Genomic DNA, 22,356 nt, shown 5'->3' with positions numbered 1-22,356 from the left:
CCCATCCCCTAATCGAATGCACATAAAAAAGACTGGCATAGACGGATAAGGATATTAGTCCTCTTTTGCCTAAGCCAGTCTTTCTCATTCTGTGCTAATTACTTATTGTTGTCGTCATTTTTATCAGGGTCTTCAATCAAGTCATCGGCATCATTATCGACGTTATTATCGTCGTTTTCAAGCAATCCATCATCATTACCGTTCATGCCGTTATCATCCGTTCCATTGTTATCATCTGTACCGTTGTTATCGTTCACACCATTGTTATCATCTTCTATGATGTTGTTATCTTCTTCTGGTGCGGGATTGTTGTTGTCATCATTATCCGTTCCACATCCAGCAAGGAACATAATAGATAATAAAGATCCCCCAAGTAGTGCAAAAATTTTCTTCATCATTTTTGGCAACCTCCCTTCTTTCTTTATCATTAGGTATTTTGCCCGAATGTGAAAATAACTTGCGTCCTATTTTAAATTTAAAAAGAAAATCTGCTAATTGGAATTAAACATTAAAAAATGCCGGACATATAAATGTCCGGCATTCAAAGGGAGAATAGGATCTAAAAACCACTCTTGCTTAAAAAAGCAATGCATGCTTTTTTTACGATCCTTAAACCACTTTTGGATATATGTTAAATATCCCATTTTATTTTCACGGAAAATGAATGAATTTCTTACTTGTCACCAAAAGCAAACATGATATCGGCTTCACATGCTGTTTCCCCATCAACCGTTGCCACTGCTTTCCCTTTACCCATTGACCCTCTCATACGCACTATTTCCACTTCCAGACGCAGCTGATCACCTGGTTTAACTTGCTTTTTAAAGCGGCAATTATCAATCCCAGCAAAAAATGCAAGACGGCCTTTATATTCTTCTTGCTTCAAAACGGCTACAGCTCCAACTTGCGCTAAGGCCTCTACAATTAAAACTCCAGGCATAACTGGATAATCGGGGAAATGACCATTAAAGAATTCTTCATTTGCCGAGACATTCTTCAATCCAACCGCTCTTTTCCCTTCATCAATTTCAATGATCCGGTCGACTAATAAGAATGGGTAACGATGCGGAATAATTTCCTTTATTTGTGTGATATCAAGCATACTTGTTCCTCCTATGACTTAAATATTTCAAACATAACGTAAACTCGCCCCTGTCATCTAGACAGAGGCGTAGTTGCCATGAAATATAAATCCGTTAACGACAGCAACTACTTCAAAAAAACATGGAACTACGCGCCCTTGTTCACTATATCAAAAATATGGGTCCATGTGGATTTTTGGAAAACATCCATTGCATGTCCTCCGCCAATCACACTATATCCTAATAGTGCCCCGGATAATACAGCAATGAAAATCAATCCGATAACAATGAGTAAACGAAGCCAAATTGGCAAAAGACGGACCTTGATTCTACGATTCGGTTTCGCCTCAACTTCCTTTATCTCTTCTTCAATTTGTTGTCTCATTACACGATTTTGTTCCATATAGAATGTGAAAGCTCCTTTTAAGAAAACTCGCCGACTGATTTCCCCGATACGCCAGAAATTCAGCAGCTATGCAAAATGATCGGCACGAATGATTTATCTTGTTATGAATTCATTATAACCGATTTGCTCTAATTCCGCAGGGAGACATTTTATTTACCAGATTACTTAACGGATTCCATTGACTAATCCGCTCATTTGATCAGCCATCGTTACCGCCCGGGATTGAAATTGGTAAGATCGCTGAACATTGATTAGATCCGTCATTTCTTTGGAAAGATCGACATTTGAGGCCTCCAGGGTTCCTTGACGGACTGCTGCCTGATTGCGGGAATCCCCTGTTAATGCAGTCATGATATCGTCTTCAGTAACACCCAAGGCATTGAAGTTTTTGGGGAGGCCAAGTAAATTCCCGCCTAGCCGGTCAATAAATTGCGGTTTCTTTACCGAGACAATTCCGAGCCCAAAACTCTTTACCCCATATTCTTCCGTATCCACTATCAATAAGCCATTTTCGGAAATCTTAATGTCTTTAATATTTCCCTCTATGAGGATTGGTTCACCATATTCATCAAGTACTTTATGTCCAGCAGAGGTAACGAGCACCATTTGGTCGTTAGCATTTGGAGATAAATAAAAGGCCCCATCCCTTGTAAGCCTTGTATTGACCCCATTATCGTCCTGAACGCTCACGGTGAAGAATTGGTCATCCTGGGTGAATGCGGCATCAAGGTTGCGGTCCGTCGTCTTTAAGGCTCCCTGTGAAAGCACCAATTGAGATTGGCTTATCATAGCACCTGTTCCCTGCCGGATGCCCGGTGCGGTCAACCTTCCTTTTTCCTTGGCCCCACTCGGTTGATTATTGAAACTCTGTGTCAATAAGTCATTGAAACTCGTTTGGGTCTTTTTGTAGGCTGTCGTGTCCACATTCGCGATATTATTACTTATTTGATCGATTTTACTTTGAAGTTGGTTCAGCGTATTCGTCGCCGTCATCATCGTCCGGTTCATGTTTTTTCCCCTTACAGTTCAAATTTCCGAATTTCACCTACCGTTCAATTAAAGCCTGCCAACTTCATTGACTGCTTTATCCAAACTTTTATCATAGGCTTGAAGCACCTTCTGACTCGCTTCAAAAGAACGGTATGCCGACATCATTTCTGTCATCGTTCTCGATTGGTCAACATTGGAGGATTCAAGAAAGCCCTGCTTTGTAGAAAAACCGATATCTGCAGCCGCGTATGCGCTAGGCAAATCCCCATCATCCACAGCCTTATATAGGCCTTCGCCATCCTTCATGAGCTGTAATGACGGATCATCCGAATAACTGATCCCCATACGTGCGATTTGAACATTTCCTTCTAAAATAACACCGTTTTCCGCTACTGTGAATCGATCGCTATTAAGCTGGATCTTTTCATTAATTTCGTTCAATACATAATGGCCGGAAGGCGTAGTCAGATAACCTTTCCCATCCAAGGTGAAACTGCCGTTACGCGTATAACGGATAGCACCATCACCATCCTGGACAGTAAAAAACACCGAGCCTTGCCGACCCGTTTCCTCATTGATCGGAAGGTTTTCATCAACCAGGGAAATATCCGTATTAAGCTGGGTTTCTTCCAATGTGCCCTGGTTAAATAAAGGATTCGCCTCCTGTACGTAAACACCCGTACTGAGCCCCCCAACCTGGGAAATGTTAGACATGCTCAATTTGCTCTCGGTGGGAACCGTTTTACCACCTATGCTGCTTATGAGCATTTCCGGAAAAGACCTTACACTCATTTGATCCGCTTTATACCCTGTTGTATTCGCATTGGACATATTGTTTGTGAGTAATTCCGTGCGCCTTTGCTGTGCAAGCATCCCGGAAGCAGCCGTATAAAAACCTCTTAACATTTTCTTCACTCCCCAATCTACATAACTAATCCGTTCAATTTCCCATATCTATCTTATCGGTCATGAACATCAGTATCTTAAGGAAAAGGAAAAGCATTAGGCAGAAGAATTTTTCTAGATCGTAAGCTAGGTCAGATTTAAAGGAATGGTGTTAAATTCTCGGACTAAAAGAAGAGGGCCTATTGCTCATCAGTACTAGAACTGCACGCACTTTCACTATGCCTCACGTTTGTCTGAACCTTAGACCCCTATCTTATGATGCGGATTTCCATCCGCTTTTTAGTTGAATTTGTGCCGTGGCAATTTATCCATATTATCGAGCATGATACCGGTTCCGATTGCTACACAATCCATTGGCTGCTCGGCAACGAGTACTGGGACCTTAAGTTCTTCGGCAAGAAGTAAATCAATCCCGTGAAGCAATGCTCCCCCGCCGGTTAAAATGACGCCGCGGTCGATGATATCAGCAGAAAGTTCTGGCGGCGTCCGCTCAAGTACGCTTTTTGCAGCTTGTACAATGATCGAAACTTGCTCGCGAAGAGCCTCCTCAATTTCTTCCGAATTGACCGAAATGGTTCTAGGCAATCCCGATACCATATCACGCCCGCGGATATCGATGACTTCATTACGGGATCCAGGGAAGACGGTTGCAACCTGGATTTTAATGTTTTCCGCTGTACGTTCACCAATCAGGAGCTTATACTTCCGCTTGATATAATTTAAAATTTCATTATCGAATTTGTCACCGGCCATTTTAATGGAAGAAGATGTAACGATATCCCCCATTGAAAGAACGGCAATATCCGTTGTACCCCCGCCAATGTCTACGACCATATTGCCGCTTGGTTGAAAAATATCCATACCGGCACCGATTGCAGCCACTTTCGGTTCTTCTTCAAGGTATACTTTCTTCCCGCCGCTTTTTTCGGCAGCTTCTTTAATCGCCTTTTGTTCGACACTTGTTATGTTGGTCGGGCAGCAGATTAAAATTCTAGGCTTTGAAAGGAAGCCTTTCACATTCAATGTATTGATAAAATGCTTAAGCATCGATTCTGTTACATCAAAATCCGCAATGACACCGTCTTTTAAAGGACGGATCGCGATGATGTTTCCTGGAGTACGGCCAACCATTTTACGAGCTTCTTCCCCAACGGCAAGAACACGGTTCGTATTCTTATCAATCGCAACTACCGAAGGCTCATTTAACACAATTCCTTTACCTTTGACATGTATAAGAACATTGGCTGTTCCAAGATCTATCCCAATATCTCTAGCAAACATTTCTTAAATCCTCCTTGAATATCCTCACATATAACCTACTTCTGTCCTAATTGTTTATTTTACCATATTGCATTGACACAAGTAAGTATGAATTATAAATAAACACTAATATATACTATTTTTTCCTTCTTTGCCAATATGTAAAAATTTTCAATGCCTTATGTACTATCTTTCCGTATTTTCCCATAAAAAAATCCCGGCATGGAACCGCAATCAAGGTTAAGAAAAAGCTGACACTCACTTTCGCGTCACCTTATTCATTCCCCGATGGCCCGATTCACTTCCAATTGCCGGAATGATTCAAGTATCATTTAACGATTTCTTCTTCTCTTTCAGAACGTTTGTATTTTAATTTTGTCGCTTCTCCACCTCTAAGGTGACGAATGGATTTATGATAATCCAATATATCCTTCACTTCGTTAGCCAAATCAGGATTAATTTCTGGCAGCCTCTCAGTTAAGTCTTTATGCACTGTGCTTTTAGAGACTCCGAACTCTTTTGCAATGACGCGAACTGTTTTTCTAGTTTCCACGATATACTTTCCTATCTTGATAGTTCTTTCTTTGATGTAATCGTGCACACCACTCGACCTCCCCAAATTGGATGTGAGAAGTGTGAAATGAGATTCGTATTTTTCGAATCGAATACCGCTGCCCTATAAACAATGAAAGATAGAATTATTCACCTATTAGATAATTTGTAATAAACGATTCCTCACCTCAAACACTCTCTTTGCATGGTTTATAACATCTTATTAGCTTGGTTAAGAATATATGCCTAATGGGACAGGAGGTTTGGATTTATTTCTGATTTTCATCTGTTTATTTTCATTGAGCGCAAATTATTTCCCGAGAAATTTGTCGGAAATTCAAAGGTTTCAGCATATTGGCCAATATTCCCTCGAAAGAAAAAAGAAGCCGTTCAAAGTGAACGGCTTCTTTTTACCAAATTTTCAGTTGTTGTCATTCGTAACGCTCTAGGTTTTTGTTTTGATTTTATTAAAAATCTTAATCTTAATTAGATTGATTTAACGAATCTTTTAAGGAATCGCTTTCTTCAGTTGTATCTTCACCAGGGACAGAGCCTTCCTCATCAGTGCCACTCTCTAAATCAGTGCTCTCGTCAGTTTCGTCAACTGCAGGCGTTTCTTCCGTGCCAGTTTCTGATTCTTCAACTGCAGGTGTTTCTTTGTCAGCTTCTGATCCTTCCACTGCAGGTGTTTCTTCTTTGTCAGCTTCTGATCCTTCCACTGCAGGCGTTTCTTCTTTATCAGCTTCGGCATCAGTTGCAGATTGAATCGCAGAAGCTTGTTTATCAACAAAATCAAGTGGGTTTAACGCAATGTTATCTTTTCTGATTTCGAAGTGGACATGTACGCCAGCCTCTTCATTGATTTGGCTTTTTCCGGCTGTAGCAATTGCTTGTCCTTGTTTCACTTTGTCACCGACTGCAACCTTAATGTCTTTAACAGATTGATAACGAGTAACAACGCCATCTTCATGCTCGACTTCAACTAAATTTCCAAGTAACGCATCATCTTGAACTTTCGTTACATTTCCACTTAAGGAAGCTTTTACATCGAAAGACTTTCCATCTTCCATTGCAATGTCTATACCTTTGTTTTGCTCATATCTATTGTTGTAGAAAACCAATGCTTCTTCTTGTGCCTTTTCATCCGCATTCACATCATAAAACTGTTTCTTGATAACCGATTTGTCCGCATCGGCTACAGGCATCTTGATTGTCTCAAGATTGCTATTAACCTCTACAGAAGGCTGATCATAGTTTTTTCCTGTTTCAGCCGATTCCTCATCTTTAGCTGAATCATCAAAACTATTTTGTAATAAGAAGGCCGCGGCTAAGATTATGGCTGCACTTGCGATATAGATTGCTGATAATGCCCAACGTTGTTTTAGTATACGTCGGATTGTGGAAGTTGGTTTCTTTTCTTCCTCTCTCATATTAATCACCTCAGCAATCATTCTGAACATTTTGTTAAAATTATATACATTCAGGAAAAATTTTTTTTGGATTTATTTTGTGGAAATGAAACCGATTTTATTCGTAGAATGGTAAAATGTTTGGTATCTCACTGTTGAAGGATGTTTAAATCATGAAAAAAGCTTTTAAACTTGTGTTAACGTTATTGCCTTTTCTATATATGATTGCCATTTGGATAATGTCGAGCAACCCAGATGATATGATTCTAGATCTTCCCTCATCCTCAATTGACCGATTTATCAAAGAGGCACTTCATCTGGTCGAATTTGCCCTTTTGTATATATTACTTGTTTCGGCACTTGCTGCAAACCAAAAACTGAAACCTGGTTTAAGCCTGTTGGCAGCCCTAGTAGCTTGCCTTTACGGAGTGATTGATGAATACCACCAATCTTTCGTCCCTTACCGCTCCTCTAGCTTAATAGATGTCATTAAGGATATCATTGGAGTAGCTGCAGTTTATTTTCATGTCCAATATCATTATTTCAAGCGTGAACGGGGCTTTTTGACCTTTATAGAAAGATTAAATGAAAAGAAATGAGAGATGGGAATCCCCATCTCTCATTTCTTTGCCGTCATCGTATTCAGCCACTTACTTGAAGACTGAACTTTGACGCCCTTATAATAATATTTCACGATGTCTTCATAGGTTTTCCCTTCCCTGGCCATTCCATTAGCCCCGTATTGGCTCATTCCAACTCCGTGTCCAGATCCTTTTGTCGTGATGACAATCTGGTTGCCCTGACGCTCCCAATCAAAATCGGATGATGTCAGCCCGAGTTTCTCACGAATCTGTTTTCCTGTCATTTTCTTTCCTCCGATATCCACTACACCTACGCGATTACCTGATGTTCTTTCAATGACAGTCCCTATTGATGTTCCCGAAGAAAGACTTACACCCAATTTTTTTTCAAAATCTGCAGTATCGACTACAACTTTATTATAAAACTTTGGTGATTCTTCTTTATCCCATGGACTGGATACACTTTTTAAATAGGGGAATTCAGCTTGCCAATAGTCCTCGGAATTCTCCGTATAGCCATTGCTGGTCGAAAAAAAAGTGGCAGTAATCGGTTTTCCTTCATAGGTTAAAATTTGACCTGCCGTTTCTTTTATGGCCTTGTCAATTTTTTGCATCTTCCATTTATAATCAGAGCCCCACTGTTTCTTCAGCTCATCATCATTCTTATAAACTTGGTGCATGACCGTATCGCTAACATCGGCACCATCCGGCAAGCCTAATCGACTTTCGCTTATGAGCTGATTGACAATATAGGTTCTCGCCGTCAACGCTTGTGCTTTCAGCGCTTCTTCTTCAAAATCTGCTGGCATTTCAGCTGCAACCACACCAGTCAAGTACGATTCAATCGGCAGTTTTTCAATCTTTTTTGCAGATGTGCGGTAAACGGCAACTTCTACGGAACTCATTTCATTTGCAGCTACCTCTTTACCCTCGTTCTTCCCTTTCTTTTCTAATTGTTCGGTCAACTGTCCACTTGTCTTATCATTTGAAAATGGAAGCACAAGCACTGCCGGAATCATGATAATTACGAATGCTACTGCAATGAATAGTACGATCATCGGTTTGATTGCTTTCAAATTCCTGAGCCTCCCTACACTTGTTTTCTCTGCTGTATAATCGTATCCAGCAGGTATCTTTACATAACAAATGTATGTCGGAGGACAAGCTTTTATGAATAGAAAAACTACAACTACTTAACTGTCGGCGATGAATCCGGAACAAGACAAAAAAAACCATTCACGGTTCAGAGATTCGAACGTGAATGGTTTTATAAGCTACTTATGCGTTTAAATCTGCAATTTTTTTTGTTTCAGCAGCAGGTACATCTTCGTTAATACGTTCCACATCCGCACCTAGAGATGCCAATTTACCATGGAAATTCACGTATCCTCTGTCAAGATGCTTCAATTCTGTAACACGTGTAATGCCATCTGCAACCAATCCAGTCAGGATGAGCGCTGCCGCGGCACGTAAATCTGTTGCAGCTACTTCAGCACCTTGAATGTTAGTTGGTCCATTAACGATAACGGAACGGCCTTCTATTTTAATATTGGCATTCATGCGACGGAATTCTTCAACATGCATAAAACGGTTTTCGAAAACGGTCTCCGTAATCATACTTGTTCCTTCGGCACGCAGTAATAATGCCATCATTTGCGATTGCATATCAGTCGGGAAACCAGGATGCGGCATTGTTTTGATGTCAATGGCCTTCAAGGTTTTTGGACCGATAACGCGTAATCCATCTTCTTCTTCAAGAATTTTAACGCCCATTTCCTCCATTTTAGCAATAAGGGAAGTAAGGTGTTCAGGTACAGCTCCTTGAACAAGAACATTGCCGCCAGTAAGAGCGGCCGCTGTCATGAATGTACCAGCTTCGATACGGTCAGGTATAATCGTATGTTCAGTGCCATATAATTTATCGACACCTTCGATTCTCATCGTACCAGTACCGGCACCTCTGACTTTGGCACCCATTTTATTAAGGAGATTCGCAAGATCTACAATTTCAGGCTCTTTGGCCACATTTTCAAGAATAGTTATACCTTCAGCAAGTGTAGCAGCCATCATGATGTTTTCGGTGGCACCAACACTCGGGAAGTCAAGATACACTCTTGCACCCTTAAGTCTGCCTTCTACCTCGGCATCAATGAAACCATTGCCGACCTTCACTTTTGCTCCCATCGCTTCAAAGCCCTTTAAATGCTGGTCGATAGGACGTGATCCGATGGCACAGCCACCAGGAAGAGCAACGCGGGCCCGGCCATTCCTTGCTAGTAATGAGCCCATCACTAAAACGGAAGCTCTCATTTTACGTACATATTCAAATGGTGCTTCTTCTAATAACTCTCTTGATGCATCTACAGTTACTTGATTGTCATGAAAGGCAACATCTGCATTTAAGTTGCGCAATACTTCATTGATTGTATATACATCGGAGAGCGTAGGAACATCTTTAATGATACTTTTCCCATCACTTGCTAATAATGTTGCAGCGATAACTGGCAAAACGGCGTTTTTAGCACCTTCTACTTTAACTGTCCCGCTAAGCCTTTTTCCGCCGCGGACGATGATTTTTTCCAAAAGTATTCCCCTCCGCGTCCATTTTCTCTATATTAATATTCAAACGTTATGATTGGTGTGCCAACTACAAAGTTCGTTCGGTCACCCAATCCTTCTGTCCGTAGCCCAAACTGCAAATTTAATTTTTCTTTTGTCAAAGGTTGTTTAAACAATGTTGAATGTGCAGATATAGATGTAAAGTTTGTTTCATGCACACTCTCAATTTCCCTTGCTTGGAACATATCTAACAGGTCTTCAGTTTTAGAGTTTAAAACCGAATTCATATTATCATTGATAGACCCTTTAATACAAGAAAAAATTGAAGGAGTTCCTATAAATAGGTCATTCACCCTGTTTTGGAACGCAGCGGTAAAAAATGCCTCATTGGCTTTCTTCCACTTTTTCCCCTTCACTTCGTAAATAACATAGGTAACTTTATCAAATTTCTCTTCCGTTGTCATTATTTTGATAGACTCGGTCAGACCTGAATCGATATTGTAAGTTAACGCCTCAGCCTTCCAGCCGGAAGCATCATCTTTCCGGTGCCATTGAAATTGAGGGTATTTTCGTTTTAAAGCTGTAACTTCGCTTTCAAACTCTTGTTTAGTTGTAATCTCTTTATTTATTTCTCTAGTGAGTACAGACCAATCCTCTATGTCTAAATTTTTATCTGTTTGTAACAGTCCCACCATTTTAACTATATCTGGTTTACTTTCTGCCACAATCGTACTATTCCCAATTAAAATCACCATCAAACCGAGAAATACTATGTATGTTAACATTTTTTTATTTAAAAAATACATGTTAAATCCCTCCCCTTTTACACATTCTTTCCATAAGGAGAGAGATCATACTTCGAGTTTTCCGACAATTGGTGACACCTTCCCCCTTAAATTGGCAGGAAGCAAAAGCGAATACAAGAGTAGAATCATATTTTGCTATAAGAAAAGTCTTACAGCTTATCAGTCATTACTAAACATATACGGAAGTTGGTTTGCAAATCCCAGGTAGTCGAGGAAGAAATTACTTACAACTGAACCGATGGCAACCGTTAATAAAATATATAATACCCTGGCCTTGATGACCGAATTGGATCTTAACATTTTATCAAAATGTAATGCCTGTAAAGCCCACCAGGTAACTGCAATGAAAAACAAGTGTGCAATTATTCCTGTTAAAGCCTGCTGTCCCATTGCTGAAAACATGTACATACCTCCTAAAAGACACCCGAATTCTATTCTAACACAAAACCCCTTCATATTTGGAATTAAAAAGGAAGAATTGCAAAATATCTTTTTAAAACTGTAAATAGAGGCTTGATCCAATGGAACAAGCCTCTGATACAGGCATTATATCATTTGCTCGAAATAAAGTCTGTAAAATCACCAAATTGATCATGAATAAAATCAAAGGCAATATTTGGCGCCACCCCGAGAAGTATGGTGCCCATTACGCATATGATCAACACGGCGTAAAGACCCGGACGAATCTTAATGACCTTTTCTGAATGAATCGGTCGGAAAAAGACCTGCACCAATAATCCGAAATAATACACATAGGACACAATGGTTCCTGCAATCATGATTCCCGCAAGGACGAAATGTCCAGGCTCGGTTATGAATGTGCCAAGAAAAATATTGAGTTTGCCAATGAAACCTGTCGTTCCGGGAATTCCAGCAAGCGACAGGATGAATATGGTGAATGCCATGGCAAGATACGGTGATTTCCTCCCCAGTCCTGCAAGAATGCTGATATCTTCAGACCCACTTTGACTGGAGAGCAGCTGAATGACTGCAAATACACCGATATTCATTAATACATAAGCCATTAGGTAAAACCAGACCGTATCCAGGAGGAAATATCCACCGCCCAATGTAGCCACCGCAACAAGCAGGTAACCCGCATGAGCGATGCTTGAATAGGCGAACATCCGTTTTAAATTTTGCTGCCTTAACGCAATCACATTTCCAATGATGATCGTCAGCCCCGCCAATGAAGCTATATAGATATTATTTTTATCCAAAAAGTCGAGCGCTCCGAACGTATCACCGGAAGCGGTCAGGAACAACGAGAGAAAAAGGCGCAGGATGATGACGAAACCCGCCATTTTCGAGATTACACTCAAAAAGGCTGCGACCGGTGTCGGTGCCCCTTCATAGACATCCGGCGCCCACATATGAAACGGTGCGGCGGCAATCTTGAAGGATACACCGACAAATACCATGAAGAAAGCGAGTCCCATGATGTACTGCAGCTGCCCATCCGTCATCCCAGCCATCGTCCGGCTCATTTCTCCTAGATTGACGGAACCGGTCACTCCATATAAATAACTCATCCCGAATAAAGTGATTGCCGTGGAAATGCCTCCGTTTATCACATACTTCATCGACGCTTCGTTGGACTTCCGATCATGCTTGCGTATTCCGACTAATATATAAGATGAAAGTGAAAGAAGTTCCAATCCAACGAACAGCGTTATCAAATCACCGCTTGAGGACATGATCATCGCTCCAAGCAAAGCGGTCAGGAACAGATAATAAAATTCCCCCCGGTGCTCCCGCAGCCCCTCTTGCGGTTCATAGCCTTCAGCCAGAAGGATGATTAGGGCCGCTCCGAATAATAGTAACAGCTTAAAAGCTTTTGCAAATGAATCTAATCGAAATGTGTCGGATAAAATACTGACTGTCTCAAAGGACAGCAGGCTAATCAGTGATAAACATGCCAAAATGATTCCGGTTAGCGCGAGCCATGCCAGTTTTCTCCGATTAAAGTGCTTCGGCCAGAATAAATCCAGTATTGAAAGAATCATGGTCGTTCCAAGGATGATGAATTCGGGCATCATCGCTCCCCAATCATAAGAAAGCATCGTGTTCCAATCCATCCTTCATCGCCCCCCTAGAGCAAGCATCATGGCTTCAATCGTTCCTTGAAGAGGCCCGCCTAACAAATTTGGGTATACCCCAACAGATACTATCAAACCGAGAAGAACGAACGCCGGCAAAAACTCCCAGCCCCTTAGGTCCAATTTCTCTTTTTCTATCAAGCTATCATTTTTCCCGAAAGTCATCAGCATGACCGCCCTCAATACATAAACAGCGGTTAATACCAGCCCGATCACCCCTATTGCCGCTAGCAACGGCTGACTCTTGAATAAGCCAAGAAATACCATGAATTCACTGATGAAGCCGGACATGCCAGGCAAACCGAGTGAAGCCATCCCGCAAGCTAACATAAAACCTGAAAAAATCGGCATCGAATTGGCCAGGCCCCCAAGCTTAGGAAGCATCGTGGTTCCCATACGCTCATACAACACTCCCACCAAGAAAAACAGCAAAGCAGCAATTAGCCCGTGTGAGATTACTTGAAAAATGGCTCCCTGAATGCCCGCTTCATTCAAGGCCCCCAGCCCCATCATGACGATACCCATATGTGAGATTGATGAGTAGGCTAAAACGAGCTTGAAATCCGTTTGTACCAATGCTAGAAATGCTCCATATAAAAAACTGAGGACCCCAAATAGGACAATGGTAAAGGCCAAGCTTTTATATTGTTCAGGAAATATCCCCATTCCAAACCGGATGATTCCATATGCCCCAATTTTCAATAAGACACCCGCATGTATCATGACTATTGATGGAGGTGCTTCTGCATGGACCCGCACCATCCAGCTGTGAAAGGGAAAGACGGGCAGCTTTATCGCAAATGCCACGAGAAATGCGAGACATAAACCATATTTCATCGAATCGGATATGGGTGCAAAAAGCGAAACACCGCCCATTGTCATCATCTGTGTCAATGCTGCAATGTTGGTCGTACCTGTCCTGGCAAACAAAATCAAAATGGCTACCAATAAAACAGCCGAACCAATGCCATTATAAATCAGAAAACTATAAGAAGCTTTCTCCCTCTCCAGAAAGCCCCATCTGCCAATTAAAAAGAAAGCAGGAATCAAAGTCATTTCAAAAAAAATGAAAAAAAGGATCAAATTTTCTGCCGTGAAGACACCGAGCATTCCAATCTCCAGGATCAAAAATAACAAATAATACCCTTTCCATTCTTTTTTTATATAAATGGATGCGATTGCGGCCAGTGATGAAATGATTGTTGTCAGTAATATGAAGATGAGACTTAATCCATCCAGCCCCAACTCAAAGTCAACCGTGAACAGCTTGGGATCATACATCTCCAAATTTCCAAACCTGATCCAATTCAACTTAATGTCAAATAAGGATAGGGCCACGCCCGAATAATATTGGCTGCATAGAAAGAACGATAGGAAAAGGGGAGGCAGTGTTCCGAAAAAGCCAAATTGTTTAATCGTCCTTTCCTCTTTTTTCGGCATGAGTGCAACCATCACTATGCCCAGCAACGGTGAAAACACTAAAAGCGAGAGCAAATAGACATTCATCTTAGATACCCCCCAGTTACTGCAAAAATCACCAACAGTACCGCAAGTCCCAGAAAGGCTATCATGCCATATTGCTGTACCTGTCCCGTTTGCAGTTTAGACCCTATTTTCCCCAATCCTTCTATTGAACTCGTTACAGTGGAAACCAGGCCACCGACAATGAACCTTTCAATATAAGATAGGAATATACTAAAGCCTTTGATTGCATAGCCTGCAGTAAAATGGTAAATCTCATCAATATAATACTTATTTTCCAAAATCCTATATACCTCGGAGTTTTCCTTGACAAGCCATTGCCGAGGTAACTTCTTTTTAGCGTATATCATATAAGCGAGGTAAATCCCAGCCAGCGATACAAGCACGGCCAGCAACATTATCCAAACGGGCCCCTCACTATGGCTGGCGCCTAGAAGAGCTTCATTTCCCTCCACAAGCCACTCCCCAAGGAAAGTTCCAAACCACGGCGTTTGGATATACCCGCCGATTACAGCAAGCAAAGCCAATGCTAGCATGGGAATTAGCATGGTGAAAGGTGATTCCTTGACCTGTTCTACTTGACTTCGTGAATCGCCTGCAAACATCATGAAAAACAGCCGGAACATATAAAACGCAGTTAAAAAGGAGGTAACCACCGCTAGACCAAACAATATATAACTACCATTCTCCCATGCTGCCATTAGAATTTCATCTTTACTGAAAAAGCCCGAGAGCAACGGAAACCCCGATATCGCTAACGTGCCAGTCAAGAACAGCGGCCCAGTCCAATTCAACTTACGCCATAATCCGCCCATCTTTTCCATATCCTGTGTATGTATAGCGTGAATAACACTGCCTGCTGCCAAAAACAGCAATGCTTTAAAAAAGGCATGGGTCATTAAATGAAACACCCCGGCCACATATCCCGAAGTACCCAAAGCAAGCATCATAAAACCAAGCTGAGAGATTGTCGAATAGGCCAATACACGCTTAACATCCTTTTGCACTATGGCAATGCTTGCAGCAAATATGGCTGTAATTCCACCTGTTATTGCTACGATCTGCATTGCAGCAAAACTGGCCATGAATAACGGAAACATGGCCGCCACCAGGTAAACCCCTGCAGCAACCATGGTTGCTGCGTGTATCAATGCGGAAACCGGAGTCGGGCCTTCCATTGCATCCGGAAGCCATGTGTGAAGTGGAAATTGCCCAGACTTCCCAACCGCACCGATAAAAATCAAAATAGCGATTAATGTCAGTTTTTCACTTGATATCATGCCTGATTGAACGGCTTGAAAGATCTCTCCATATTCAAAGCTGCCTGTTTCCCAGAATAGAAGAATGATGCCGATTAAGAGCCCTACATCCCCAATCCTGGTCATGATGAATGCCTTCTTCGCCGCAGCCTTAGCTTCCAGTTTATAAAAGTAAAAACCAATGAGCAGGAAAGAGCCCACCCCGACCAATTCCCAGAAGATATAAAGTTGTAATAAATTGGGTGCCATGACAAGCCCAAGCATGGCAAAGGTGAAGAAGCCCAGATAAGCATAAAAAATGGAGAATCGCACTTCACCCTTCATATACCCCTTCGAATATAACTGGACAAGCAGGCTGACAAGGGAAATGACCACAAGCATCAAGGCATTGAGCTGATTGATTTCGAATCCAGCTGTAAGTTGCGTCCCTCCGAAGGAAAGCCAATCTATCGATATATTATAAGTAGGTTCTTTAAATCGCTCGATCAGGACAAGCAACGATAAAACGAACGAAGCCAATGTACATATTATCCCTATAAAAGCCCCTCGTTCCCGCAACCGCCCGCCTGATAGAAGCAGAACCAGAAACGTGACGAGTGGAAAGATCGGTATGAGCCATGCGTGCTCCATCATCGTATCAAATCCCCTTCTTCATTTATATAAACCTTCAATTCTTCATAATCTCCATTTCATCGACATTAACCGTCTTCCGATTGCGATAAAGGGACATTAGTATGGCCAGCCCAACAGCTGCCTCGGCCGCAGCGATCGTAATCGTGAATAAGGAAAAAACTTGACCCGTAATGGATGGCGTTACCCCGAATTTACTGAAGGCAACTAAATTGATATTTGCAGCGTTAAGCATCAGCTCGATTGAAATCAAAACAATGACTGCATTTCTTTTCGTTAAGGCACCATACAGCCCTATACAAAATAAAACGAGTGCCAACACAAGGTAAGCCGACAAAGGAACTCCCGTCATGATTGATCTCCCTCCTCATCATCTTTTTTAGCCAGTACGATGGCACCGACTAAAGCAACAAGCAGGAGTACCGACATCACTTCAAATGGAATTACATATTTTGAAAAAAGTTCGATTCCTATTTGCTTTGTATTTTCCTCATGCAAGGCCGTTGGCTGTACAGGTATATCCAGATTGTAAATCCCCAGATACACTGCTACGGCAAATCCAGCAATCGCTGCCAGCAAGGAGAAATTCCCCCAGCCCCCTTTAGTGGGTGCATCATTTTCTTGGTGTTTTGTCAGCATGATCCCGAATAGCATCACGATCGTGATTGCCCCTGAATAAATAAGGATTTGGACAATGGCGACAAACTCGGCCGAAAGTAACATATAAATGCCTGCAATGCCCAAGAAAGTAAAAACAAGAGCGATTACCATGTGCACCACTTTTGTTAAGGTAATCAGCAGCACCCCGCCTACTATCGCGACGAGTGCCAAACCAATAAAGGCAATTAATTCACCCGACAAACTCATACTTTATTCACCTTCCGGATATTTTCATCATTTTCATCCAGCCACTCCAGGTTTTTAAATAGATGATCACGGCTATACTCGGCCAGCTCGAATTGATTCGTCATCACGATCGCTTCTGTAGGGCAGACCTCCGTACATAAATCACATAAAATGCAAATCTCGAAATTGATGTCATACGTATCGATGATTTTCCCTTTTTTCGACGGGTCCGGATGTTTCTTACCAGTTAATTGAATACAATCCGTGGGACAAATCGTCACGCATTGATTGCATACGATACACTTTTCAGGATAAAATTTTTGGATTCCGCGAAATCGGTCTGGAAGCGGAAGCGGCTCATTCGGGTAGTCATAGGTCACTTTTTTCCTCGTCAAGTTCTTTAATGTATAGGTTAAACCTTTTGCTAAACCAAGCATATAAATCCCTCGCTTTCCGACCAGCTTAAGTTTCTAAAAAAGGTTAATCAATTCTTTTATTAGTGCCGTCAAAAATATATTTGCCAATGCAACCGGAAGCAGCACTTTCCATCCGAATTCCATCAATTGATCAGCCCTTATACGAGGAAATGTTACACGGATCCAGACCAATATATAGAATACGGCACTGAACTTCAGACCGAACCAGATGGCTGCCGGAATAAAATCCAAAAACGGAATAGAATTCCATCCCCCTAAAAATAATACAGTGGTTAGCGTTGCCATTGCAAACATATACACATATTCGGATAACATAAAGAAGGCCCAGCGAAATCCAGAGTATTCAACATGATAGCCTGCAACAAGTTCAGATTCCGCTTCCGGTAGGTCAAAAGGAACCCTGTTCAACTCGGCAACCGATGCAATGAAAAACACGATGAACGCAACCGGCTGAAGAAAAATGAACCAAACCTTCTCCTGGGCTGCAACTATATCATTCAAGTTTAAACTGCCTGTTATGAGGACGATTCCCACCAGCGACATCACCAAAGGGATCTCATAAGATATCATTTGCGCGGCTGCCCTCATTCCGCCAATCAAAGAATATTTATTATTGGATGCCCACCCCGCAGTGACGATGCCGATGGTCGATATGCCGGAAATCGCCATATAATAAAGCAGTCCGACACCAATATCAGCAAATTGGAAGGCATCGGTGAACGGCAAGGTGGCAAGGACCATGAAAGCTGGAGCAAAAGCAATTACCGGAGCTAAAATATATAACGGTTTATCAGCTTTCTTGGGTATCGTATCTTCCTTGATCAAAAGTTTCAAAACATCAGCAACGGTCTGCAAGAGACCCCATTTCCCTCCAATTTGGTTTGGGCCGATACGCATCTGCATGAATCCCATGATTTTACGCTCCGAAAGGATTCCATAGGTTACAAACCCTAATACGACAAACAGGAGCAGGACTGCCAAACCAAAAAAAATGCCAAAATTCAGTAGGCTTGGAGCGGAGTGGAGAAGATCCTTGATCATTTATCCATCCACCTCCCCTAATACGATATCGATTGCACCTAATATCGTTATCAAGTTCGCCATATTTTCCCCTTCCAATAATTTCGGAAGAATTTGCAGATTATAAAACGAAGGTCTGCGAAATTTCAAACGGTATGGCTCCTTTTTCCCTTCACTCGCAATATAACAGCCTATTTCCCCTCTTGGTGATTCAATTCGGACAAATGCCTCACCCTTAGGAACCTTTATTATTTTAGGGACCTTAGCAAGGACCGGCCCTTCTGGAAATTGCTCAACCGCCTGCTCGATGATTTTCAGTGATTCTTCGATTTCTTCCATTCTACAGTGATAGCGTGAAAAGGCATCCCCCTCTTCCCTTGTAGGAACATCGAATGTGAACCTGTCATAAATGGAATATGGTTCATTTTTTCGTAAATCCCATTTCACACCTGTACACCTTAAGTTGGCACCGCTAAGCGAATACTGTAAGGCTTCTTCCTTCGTATAGATGCCCACCCCTTTAACACGATTAACAAAGATTTCATTCCCTGTCACAAGCTCATGGTAACCGGCAAGCTGCTCCCTCATATAAGGGACAAACTCGGCAACCTTTGCAATCCAGTCTTCGGGAGCATCCCATTTCACACCTCCGACACGCATATAATTGAATGTTAGGCGTGCCCCTGACAATTCAGTCAATAAATTAACGATCATTTCACGTTCTCGAAATGCGTATAGGAAAGGGCTCGTCGCACCTATATCCAGCAAGTATGTACCCCACCAGACGAGGTGGCTTGCAACTCTGCCCAATTCCATTGCGATGACCCGCAAATATTCTGCCCTTTCAGGGATCTCCACCCCCATCATTGTCTCAACAGCATGGCAAAGCACATAATTATTTGTCATTGCCGCCAGATAATCGAGCCGATCGGTATATGGGATTATTTGTGTATATTGTAGATTTTCCGCTAGTTTTTCCGTCCCGCGATGCAGATACCCAATGACAGGTGTAGCCTCTTTGATAATCTCACCGTCAATCTTGATGACAAGACGAAAAACACCATGTGTACTCGGATGCTGCGGACCGACATTGAGAAGCATTTCTTCCGTCCTTAACATAGGGCTTACACCTCCACATCATAAGGCTCATAATCTTTTCTAAGGGGATACCCTTTCCAATCATCACCAAGTAAAATCCGCTTTAAATCAGGGTGTTCATTAAAGGTAATACCTAATAAATCATACGCCTCACATTCTGGCCAATTTGCACCTGACCATAATGGGACCAATGATGGAATAACGGGAGTATCCCTATCAAGCTTCACCTTCAAGGCAACTGATTGGTTCATTTTGAATGAGTGTAAATGTACATAGATTTCCATATGGGATTCAAAATCCGTACCATGAAGTTCCGATAAATACGAAAAATCAAGCTGTTCATCGTAGCGCAGAAATTTTGCTATTGAGAAATATGTATCCGGATTAGCCACTAAAGTGGGTACATCTTTTGATAGTCTATTAATATAGTGCTCTAATAATGCCCCTTGTCCTACATGGCTTTCAATAGCAGAAACAATTTGATCGAGTTTCGACTGATTTGGGGATATTTCGCTATGGGTGTTAACTTCCTCGCTTTCCTGTACAGCTGCCCTGTTCTTCGCAGCAGCAGCAGCAGCAGCCGCTTTCGCTTTTGCCGCTGCTTTCGCCTTGGCCGCGGCCGCCGCCTTTTGCTTCGCTATTTCCATCTCGCCTTCCGGCTTTTCTGCCGCTTCTTCTTTCGACCGTTTCCGGGCCAATGCTGCTGCTTTCGCCTTGGCCGCAGCCGCCGCCTTTTGCTTCGCTATTTCCATCTCGCCTTCCGGCTTTTCTGCCGCTTCTTCTTTCGACCGTTTCCGGGCCAATGCCGCTGCTTTCGCCTGAGCCGCGGCCTCCGCTTTTTGCTTCGCTATTTCCATTTCGCCTTCCGGCTTTTCTGCCGCTTCTGCTTTCGCCTGTTTTTTGGCCAATGCCGCTGCTTTCGCCTGAGCCGCGGCCGCCGCCTTTTGCTTCGCTATATCCACTTCGCCTTCTGGCTTTTCTGCCGCTTCTGCTTTCGCCTGTTTTTTGGCCAATGCCGCTGCTTTCACCTGAGCCGCAGCCTCCGCTTTTTGCTTCGCTATATCCACTTCGCCTTCCGGCTTTTCTGCCGCTTCTGCTTTCGCCTGTTTTTTGGCCAATGCCGCTGCTTTCGCCTTGGCCGCAGCCTCCGCTTTTTGCTTCGCTATATCCACTTCGCCTTCCGGCTTTTCTGCCGCTTCTGCTTTCGCCTGTTTTTTGGCCAATGCCGCTGCCTTGGCCTTGGCCGCGGCCTCCGCCTTTTGCTTCGCTAAGTCCTCCTTTTCACTCATCTATATCACCCGCTTTCCGGTTTTCGCCTCGTAACGGATTTTTTCTTTTAATTTATTGATCCCATAAATAAGTGCAGCTGGGTTTGGGGGACAACCCGGTATATATACATCGACAGGTACAATTTGATCTACCCCCTTGACCACTGAGTAAGAGTGAACATAAGGCCCGCCGGCAGTTGCACAGGATCCCATTGCAATAACCCATTTCGGTTCTGGCATTTGTTCGTATAATCTGCTTATTATTGGAGCCATTTTTTTCGTTACCGTTCCTGAAACAATCATGACATCCGATTGTCTAGGGGATGTCCGAAAAAATGAACCAAAACGGTCCAAATCATAATGTGAGGAGCCGACACCCATCATTTCAATTGCACAACATGCCAAACCGAAAGTCATTGGCCAGAGTGAGTTACTTCTAGCCCAGCCTTTTATTTGTTCAAGTGTGGATAAAAAAATACTGTGGCGCATTTCTTCCATTTCTTTAGGGGTAAGTTCATCCAACTTCAATTCCACTTTAACACCTTCTTTTTCCAAGCATAGATTAGACCCAGCATAAGGATCACGACAAAAAACAGCATTTCAATCAATGCAAACAGTCCGAGTTCATCATAGGCAACCGCCCATGGGTAAAGAAAAACCGTTTCTACGTCAAATATGACGAACATCAATCCGAATAGATAATACCTGACATTGAATTGAACTCTTGAATCCTGAAAAGGATCGATTCCACTTTCATAAGTCGTATATTTCATATCTGTCGGTTTATAAGGCCTTAGCAGTCTACCAAGAAATAAAGCGATCACTGGTAATAAAATGCCGAGACAAAGGAAAACAAATACAATTAAATAATTATTTTGGTAAATATGCAGCTGTTCCATGTTCATCTCCTTTATGGATAAATCATGTTAACTGGGTATAATTTAAATTTGCCTGTCTTCTTTTTGGATACTGTTTTAAAATATTATGCAGGGTAACATTCTTTTAGAAGCAACGTGAAAGGAAGGGGTATGAAGCAATAATTGTAAGCGTATACATTATAACATTAGGATAAAAGCATGTCGACGAGTTAAGGATTAAAATGGAAAATACTTTACTCTATAATTCGACCTTTTTTTCCTAATTCCGATAATTCATGTCAATAATCCTCAAAAACCTTCGGGATAAAAAAAACACCTGATCTTACCACGAGTGGAAGAATCAAGTGTTTTCATCAATTAAAGTTATCGCATTTCTGCAATTTGGATTCGGTTAATGGCACGTTTAAGCGCTAAATTAGCTCTTTTGGCATCATTTGATCCATCATTGTTCTGCAATCTTTGTTCAGCACGGGCTTTTGCTGCTTGAGCACGTGCAAGATCGATAGTTTCAGCTCTTTCAGCAGATTGAGCTAAAATGGTTACCACATCAGGGCGAACTTCTAAGAAGCCACCATTTACAGCTACATAGTCTGTGTTGCTTCCATTTTTAAGACGGACAGCACCAATGGTAAGCGGGGCTACAGTTGGAACGTGTCCAGCCATGATTCCCAGCTCACCGCTTTTAGCTTTAGTGCTTACCATTTCAACTTCTGCATCATATACTGGGCCATCGGGAGTAACAACATTGACTTTAATGGTCTTCATTTCATTCCCTCCTAGGTCCCTTT

25 protein-coding genes are annotated in these 22,356 nt (G+C 42.2%); 1 reads left to right on the top strand and 24 read right to left on the bottom strand.

Translation table 11 applies throughout. The annotated features are described in order from the left end of the window. Positions 1–98: 98 nt before the first annotated feature. From ACIQYG_RS04535 to spoIIQ, 8 genes are all read right to left on the bottom strand, one after another. Positions 99–398: a hypothetical protein gene (locus ACIQYG_RS04535; RefSeq protein WP_402835755.1), complete on the bottom strand. Its 300-nt coding sequence runs from the start codon at positions 396–398 to the stop codon at positions 99–101. Positions 399–673: 275 nt separating this feature from the next. After that, positions 674–1,102, bottom strand: a complete 429-nt coding sequence (fabZ, locus tag ACIQYG_RS04530) for a 3-hydroxyacyl-ACP dehydratase FabZ (RefSeq protein ID WP_034315755.1) — start codon at positions 1,100–1,102, stop codon at positions 674–676. A 128-nt stretch (positions 1,103–1,230) separates the two neighbouring features. Then, positions 1,231–1,485, bottom strand: coding sequence for a DNA-directed RNA polymerase subunit beta (locus ACIQYG_RS04525; RefSeq protein ID WP_053087418.1), 255 nt, complete (start codon positions 1,483–1,485; stop codon positions 1,231–1,233). 168 nt (positions 1,486–1,653) lie between these two features. Further along, the gene (locus ACIQYG_RS04520) at positions 1,654–2,496 is read right to left on the bottom strand and encodes a flagellar hook-basal body protein (RefSeq protein ID WP_402835753.1); all 843 of its coding nucleotides are present in this window, start codon (positions 2,494–2,496) and stop codon (positions 1,654–1,656) included. A 48-nt stretch (positions 2,497–2,544) separates the two neighbouring features. Further along, a complete protein-coding gene (locus tag ACIQYG_RS04515) occupies positions 2,545–3,384 on the bottom strand; it encodes a flagellar hook-basal body protein (protein WP_402835751.1) in 840 nt (279 codons plus the stop codon). A gap of 279 nt (positions 3,385–3,663) precedes the next feature. Continuing rightward, a complete protein-coding gene (gene mreB, locus ACIQYG_RS04510; protein ID WP_034315765.1) occupies positions 3,664–4,665 on the bottom strand; it encodes a rod shape-determining protein in 1,002 nt (333 codons plus the stop codon). A 307-nt stretch (positions 4,666–4,972) separates the two neighbouring features. After that, a complete protein-coding gene (spoIIID, locus tag ACIQYG_RS04505; protein WP_034315767.1) occupies positions 4,973–5,245 on the bottom strand; it encodes a sporulation transcriptional regulator SpoIIID in 273 nt (90 codons plus the stop codon). Between the two features lie 433 nt (positions 5,246–5,678). Next, the gene (spoIIQ, locus tag ACIQYG_RS04500; protein WP_402835749.1) at positions 5,679–6,626 is read right to left on the bottom strand and encodes a stage II sporulation protein SpoIIQ; all 948 of its coding nucleotides are present in this window, start codon (positions 6,624–6,626) and stop codon (positions 5,679–5,681) included. A gap of 152 nt (positions 6,627–6,778) precedes the next feature. Here spoIIQ and ACIQYG_RS04495 point away from each other — a divergent pair, with 152 nt between their 5' ends. Next, positions 6,779–7,204 (top strand): VanZ family protein, encoded by a 426-nt coding sequence (locus tag ACIQYG_RS04495; protein WP_402835747.1) that lies wholly within the window; start codon positions 6,779–6,781, stop codon positions 7,202–7,204. A gap of 20 nt (positions 7,205–7,224) precedes the next feature. On the opposite strand, the gene spoIID is transcribed toward ACIQYG_RS04495, so the two are convergent. From spoIID to ACIQYG_RS04415, 16 genes are all read right to left on the bottom strand, one after another. Beyond that, positions 7,225–8,262, bottom strand: a complete 1,038-nt coding sequence (spoIID, locus tag ACIQYG_RS04490) for a stage II sporulation protein D (protein WP_402835745.1) — start codon at positions 8,260–8,262, stop codon at positions 7,225–7,227. Positions 8,263–8,464: 202 nt separating this feature from the next. Beyond that, positions 8,465–9,769: a UDP-N-acetylglucosamine 1-carboxyvinyltransferase gene (murA, locus tag ACIQYG_RS04485; RefSeq protein ID WP_402835743.1), complete on the bottom strand. Its 1,305-nt coding sequence runs from the start codon at positions 9,767–9,769 to the stop codon at positions 8,465–8,467. Between the two features lie 32 nt (positions 9,770–9,801). After that, positions 9,802–10,551, bottom strand: coding sequence for a YwmB family TATA-box binding protein (locus tag ACIQYG_RS04480; protein WP_402835741.1), 750 nt, complete (start codon positions 10,549–10,551; stop codon positions 9,802–9,804). A 159-nt stretch (positions 10,552–10,710) separates the two neighbouring features. Continuing rightward, complete coding sequence (locus tag ACIQYG_RS04475; protein WP_034315776.1) at positions 10,711–10,953, bottom strand: DUF1146 family protein; 243 nt, start codon at positions 10,951–10,953, stop codon at positions 10,711–10,713. A gap of 149 nt (positions 10,954–11,102) precedes the next feature. Next, complete coding sequence (gene nuoN, locus ACIQYG_RS04470) at positions 11,103–12,629, bottom strand: NADH-quinone oxidoreductase subunit NuoN (protein ID WP_402835739.1); 1,527 nt, start codon at positions 12,627–12,629, stop codon at positions 11,103–11,105. A gap of 3 nt (positions 12,630–12,632) precedes the next feature. Further along, the gene (locus ACIQYG_RS04465; protein ID WP_402835737.1) at positions 12,633–14,156 is read right to left on the bottom strand and encodes an NADH-quinone oxidoreductase subunit M; all 1,524 of its coding nucleotides are present in this window, start codon (positions 14,154–14,156) and stop codon (positions 12,633–12,635) included. Then, positions 14,153–16,024 carry an NADH-quinone oxidoreductase subunit L gene (gene nuoL / locus ACIQYG_RS04460; protein WP_402835735.1) on the bottom strand — a complete coding sequence of 624 codons (1,872 nt, stop codon included), beginning with the start codon at positions 16,022–16,024 and terminating at the stop codon, positions 14,153–14,155. The genes ACIQYG_RS04465 and nuoL overlap by 4 nt, the downstream gene beginning before the upstream one ends. Positions 16,025–16,058: 34 nt before the next feature. Beyond that, entirely contained in the window at positions 16,059–16,373 is a 315-nt protein-coding gene (gene nuoK, locus ACIQYG_RS04455; RefSeq protein ID WP_098371643.1) for an NADH-quinone oxidoreductase subunit NuoK, read from the bottom strand. Beyond that, on the bottom strand, positions 16,370–16,888 hold the full coding sequence (locus ACIQYG_RS04450) for an NADH-quinone oxidoreductase subunit J (protein ID WP_402835732.1): 519 nt from the start codon (positions 16,886–16,888) through the stop codon (positions 16,370–16,372). Before ACIQYG_RS04450 ends, nuoK begins: the two co-directional genes overlap by 4 nt. Next, on the bottom strand, positions 16,885–17,304 hold the full coding sequence (gene nuoI / locus ACIQYG_RS04445; RefSeq protein ID WP_048685828.1) for an NADH-quinone oxidoreductase subunit NuoI: 420 nt from the start codon (positions 17,302–17,304) through the stop codon (positions 16,885–16,887). The genes ACIQYG_RS04450 and nuoI overlap by 4 nt, the downstream gene beginning before the upstream one ends. A 33-nt stretch (positions 17,305–17,337) precedes the next feature. Further along, positions 17,338–18,345 carry an NADH-quinone oxidoreductase subunit NuoH gene (gene nuoH / locus ACIQYG_RS04440; RefSeq protein WP_402835729.1) on the bottom strand — a complete coding sequence of 336 codons (1,008 nt, stop codon included), beginning with the start codon at positions 18,343–18,345 and terminating at the stop codon, positions 17,338–17,340. After that, the gene (locus tag ACIQYG_RS04435; protein ID WP_048685832.1) at positions 18,346–19,443 is read right to left on the bottom strand and encodes an NADH-quinone oxidoreductase subunit D; all 1,098 of its coding nucleotides are present in this window, start codon (positions 19,441–19,443) and stop codon (positions 18,346–18,348) included. 5 nt (positions 19,444–19,448) lie between these two features. Beyond that, positions 19,449–20,711 (bottom strand): NADH-quinone oxidoreductase subunit C, encoded by a 1,263-nt coding sequence (locus ACIQYG_RS04430; RefSeq protein ID WP_402835728.1) that lies wholly within the window; start codon positions 20,709–20,711, stop codon positions 19,449–19,451. Next, positions 20,712–21,188, bottom strand: a complete 477-nt coding sequence (locus ACIQYG_RS04425; RefSeq protein ID WP_170946902.1) for a NuoB/complex I 20 kDa subunit family protein — start codon at positions 21,186–21,188, stop codon at positions 20,712–20,714. Between the two features lie 26 nt (positions 21,189–21,214). Next, on the bottom strand, positions 21,215–21,589 hold the full coding sequence (locus ACIQYG_RS04420; RefSeq protein ID WP_402835726.1) for an NADH-quinone oxidoreductase subunit A: 375 nt from the start codon (positions 21,587–21,589) through the stop codon (positions 21,215–21,217). A 342-nt stretch (positions 21,590–21,931) separates the two neighbouring features. Next, positions 21,932–22,333, bottom strand: coding sequence for a F0F1 ATP synthase subunit epsilon (locus ACIQYG_RS04415; protein WP_048685840.1), 402 nt, complete (start codon positions 22,331–22,333; stop codon positions 21,932–21,934). Between the last annotated feature and the right edge of the window lie 23 nt (positions 22,334–22,356).

It is taken from the genome of Peribacillus sp. NPDC096622 (assembly GCF_044762665.1).
Classification (GTDB): Bacteria; Bacillota; Bacilli; order Bacillales; family DSM-1321; genus Peribacillus; species Peribacillus frigoritolerans_B.
The sequence above is the reverse complement of the archived record's forward strand: the minus strand, read 5'-3'. Positions and strand labels throughout refer to the sequence as shown.

Excerpts from the sequence above, each read along its gene's own strand:
- spoIIQ (WP_402835749.1), bottom strand. The coding sequence starts at position 6,626 with ATGAGAGAGGAAGAAAAGAAACCAACTTCCACAATCCGACGTATACTA.
- ACIQYG_RS04535 (WP_402835755.1), bottom strand. The coding sequence starts at position 398 with ATGATGAAGAAAATTTTTGCACTACTTGGGGGATCTTTATTATCTATT.
- ACIQYG_RS04435 (WP_048685832.1), bottom strand. The coding sequence starts at position 19,443 with ATGTTAAGGACGGAAGAAATGCTTCTCAATGTCGGTCCGCAGCATCCG.
- ACIQYG_RS04480 (WP_402835741.1), bottom strand. The coding sequence starts at position 10,551 with ATGTATTTTTTAAATAAAAAAATGTTAACATACATAGTATTTCTCGGT.
- ACIQYG_RS04475 (WP_034315776.1), bottom strand. The coding sequence starts at position 10,953 with ATGTTTTCAGCAATGGGACAGCAGGCTTTAACAGGAATAATTGCACAC.
- mreB (WP_034315765.1), bottom strand. The coding sequence starts at position 4,665 with ATGTTTGCTAGAGATATTGGGATAGATCTTGGAACAGCCAATGTTCTT.
- ACIQYG_RS04465 (WP_402835737.1), bottom strand. The coding sequence starts at position 14,156 with ATGAATGTCTATTTGCTCTCGCTTTTAGTGTTTTCACCGTTGCTGGGC.
- ACIQYG_RS04425 (WP_170946902.1), bottom strand. The coding sequence starts at position 21,188 with ATGGAAGAAATGCGCCACAGTATTTTTTTATCCACACTTGAACAAATA.
- ACIQYG_RS04450 (WP_402835732.1), bottom strand. The coding sequence starts at position 16,888 with ATGAGTTTGTCGGGTGAATTAATTGCCTTTATTGGTTTGGCACTCGTC.
- ACIQYG_RS04515 (WP_402835751.1), bottom strand. The coding sequence starts at position 3,384 with ATGTTAAGAGGTTTTTATACGGCTGCTTCCGGGATGCTTGCACAGCAA.
- nuoL (WP_402835735.1), bottom strand. The coding sequence starts at position 16,024 with ATGATGGAGCACGCATGGCTCATACCGATCTTTCCACTCGTCACGTTT.
- nuoK (WP_098371643.1), bottom strand. The coding sequence starts at position 16,373 with ATGACGGGAGTTCCTTTGTCGGCTTACCTTGTGTTGGCACTCGTTTTA.
- fabZ (WP_034315755.1), bottom strand. The coding sequence starts at position 1,102 with ATGCTTGATATCACACAAATAAAGGAAATTATTCCGCATCGTTACCCA.
- ACIQYG_RS04495 (WP_402835747.1), top strand. The coding sequence starts at position 6,779 with ATGAAAAAAGCTTTTAAACTTGTGTTAACGTTATTGCCTTTTCTATAT.
- ACIQYG_RS04525 (WP_053087418.1), bottom strand. The coding sequence starts at position 1,485 with ATGGAACAAAATCGTGTAATGAGACAACAAATTGAAGAAGAGATAAAG.
- nuoN (WP_402835739.1), bottom strand. The coding sequence starts at position 12,629 with ATGGATTGGAACACGATGCTTTCTTATGATTGGGGAGCGATGATGCCC.
- nuoI (WP_048685828.1), bottom strand. The coding sequence starts at position 17,304 with ATGCTTGGTTTAGCAAAAGGTTTAACCTATACATTAAAGAACTTGACG.
- nuoH (WP_402835729.1), bottom strand. The coding sequence starts at position 18,345 with ATGATCAAGGATCTTCTCCACTCCGCTCCAAGCCTACTGAATTTTGGC.
- ACIQYG_RS04520 (WP_402835753.1), bottom strand. The coding sequence starts at position 2,496 with ATGAACCGGACGATGATGACGGCGACGAATACGCTGAACCAACTTCAA.
- ACIQYG_RS04420 (WP_402835726.1), bottom strand. The coding sequence starts at position 21,589 with ATGGAACAGCTGCATATTTACCAAAATAATTATTTAATTGTATTTGTT.
- ACIQYG_RS04415 (WP_048685840.1), bottom strand. The coding sequence starts at position 22,333 with ATGAAGACCATTAAAGTCAATGTTGTTACTCCCGATGGCCCAGTATAT.
- ACIQYG_RS04430 (WP_402835728.1), bottom strand. The coding sequence starts at position 20,711 with ATGAGTGAAAAGGAGGACTTAGCGAAGCAAAAGGCGGAGGCCGCGGCC.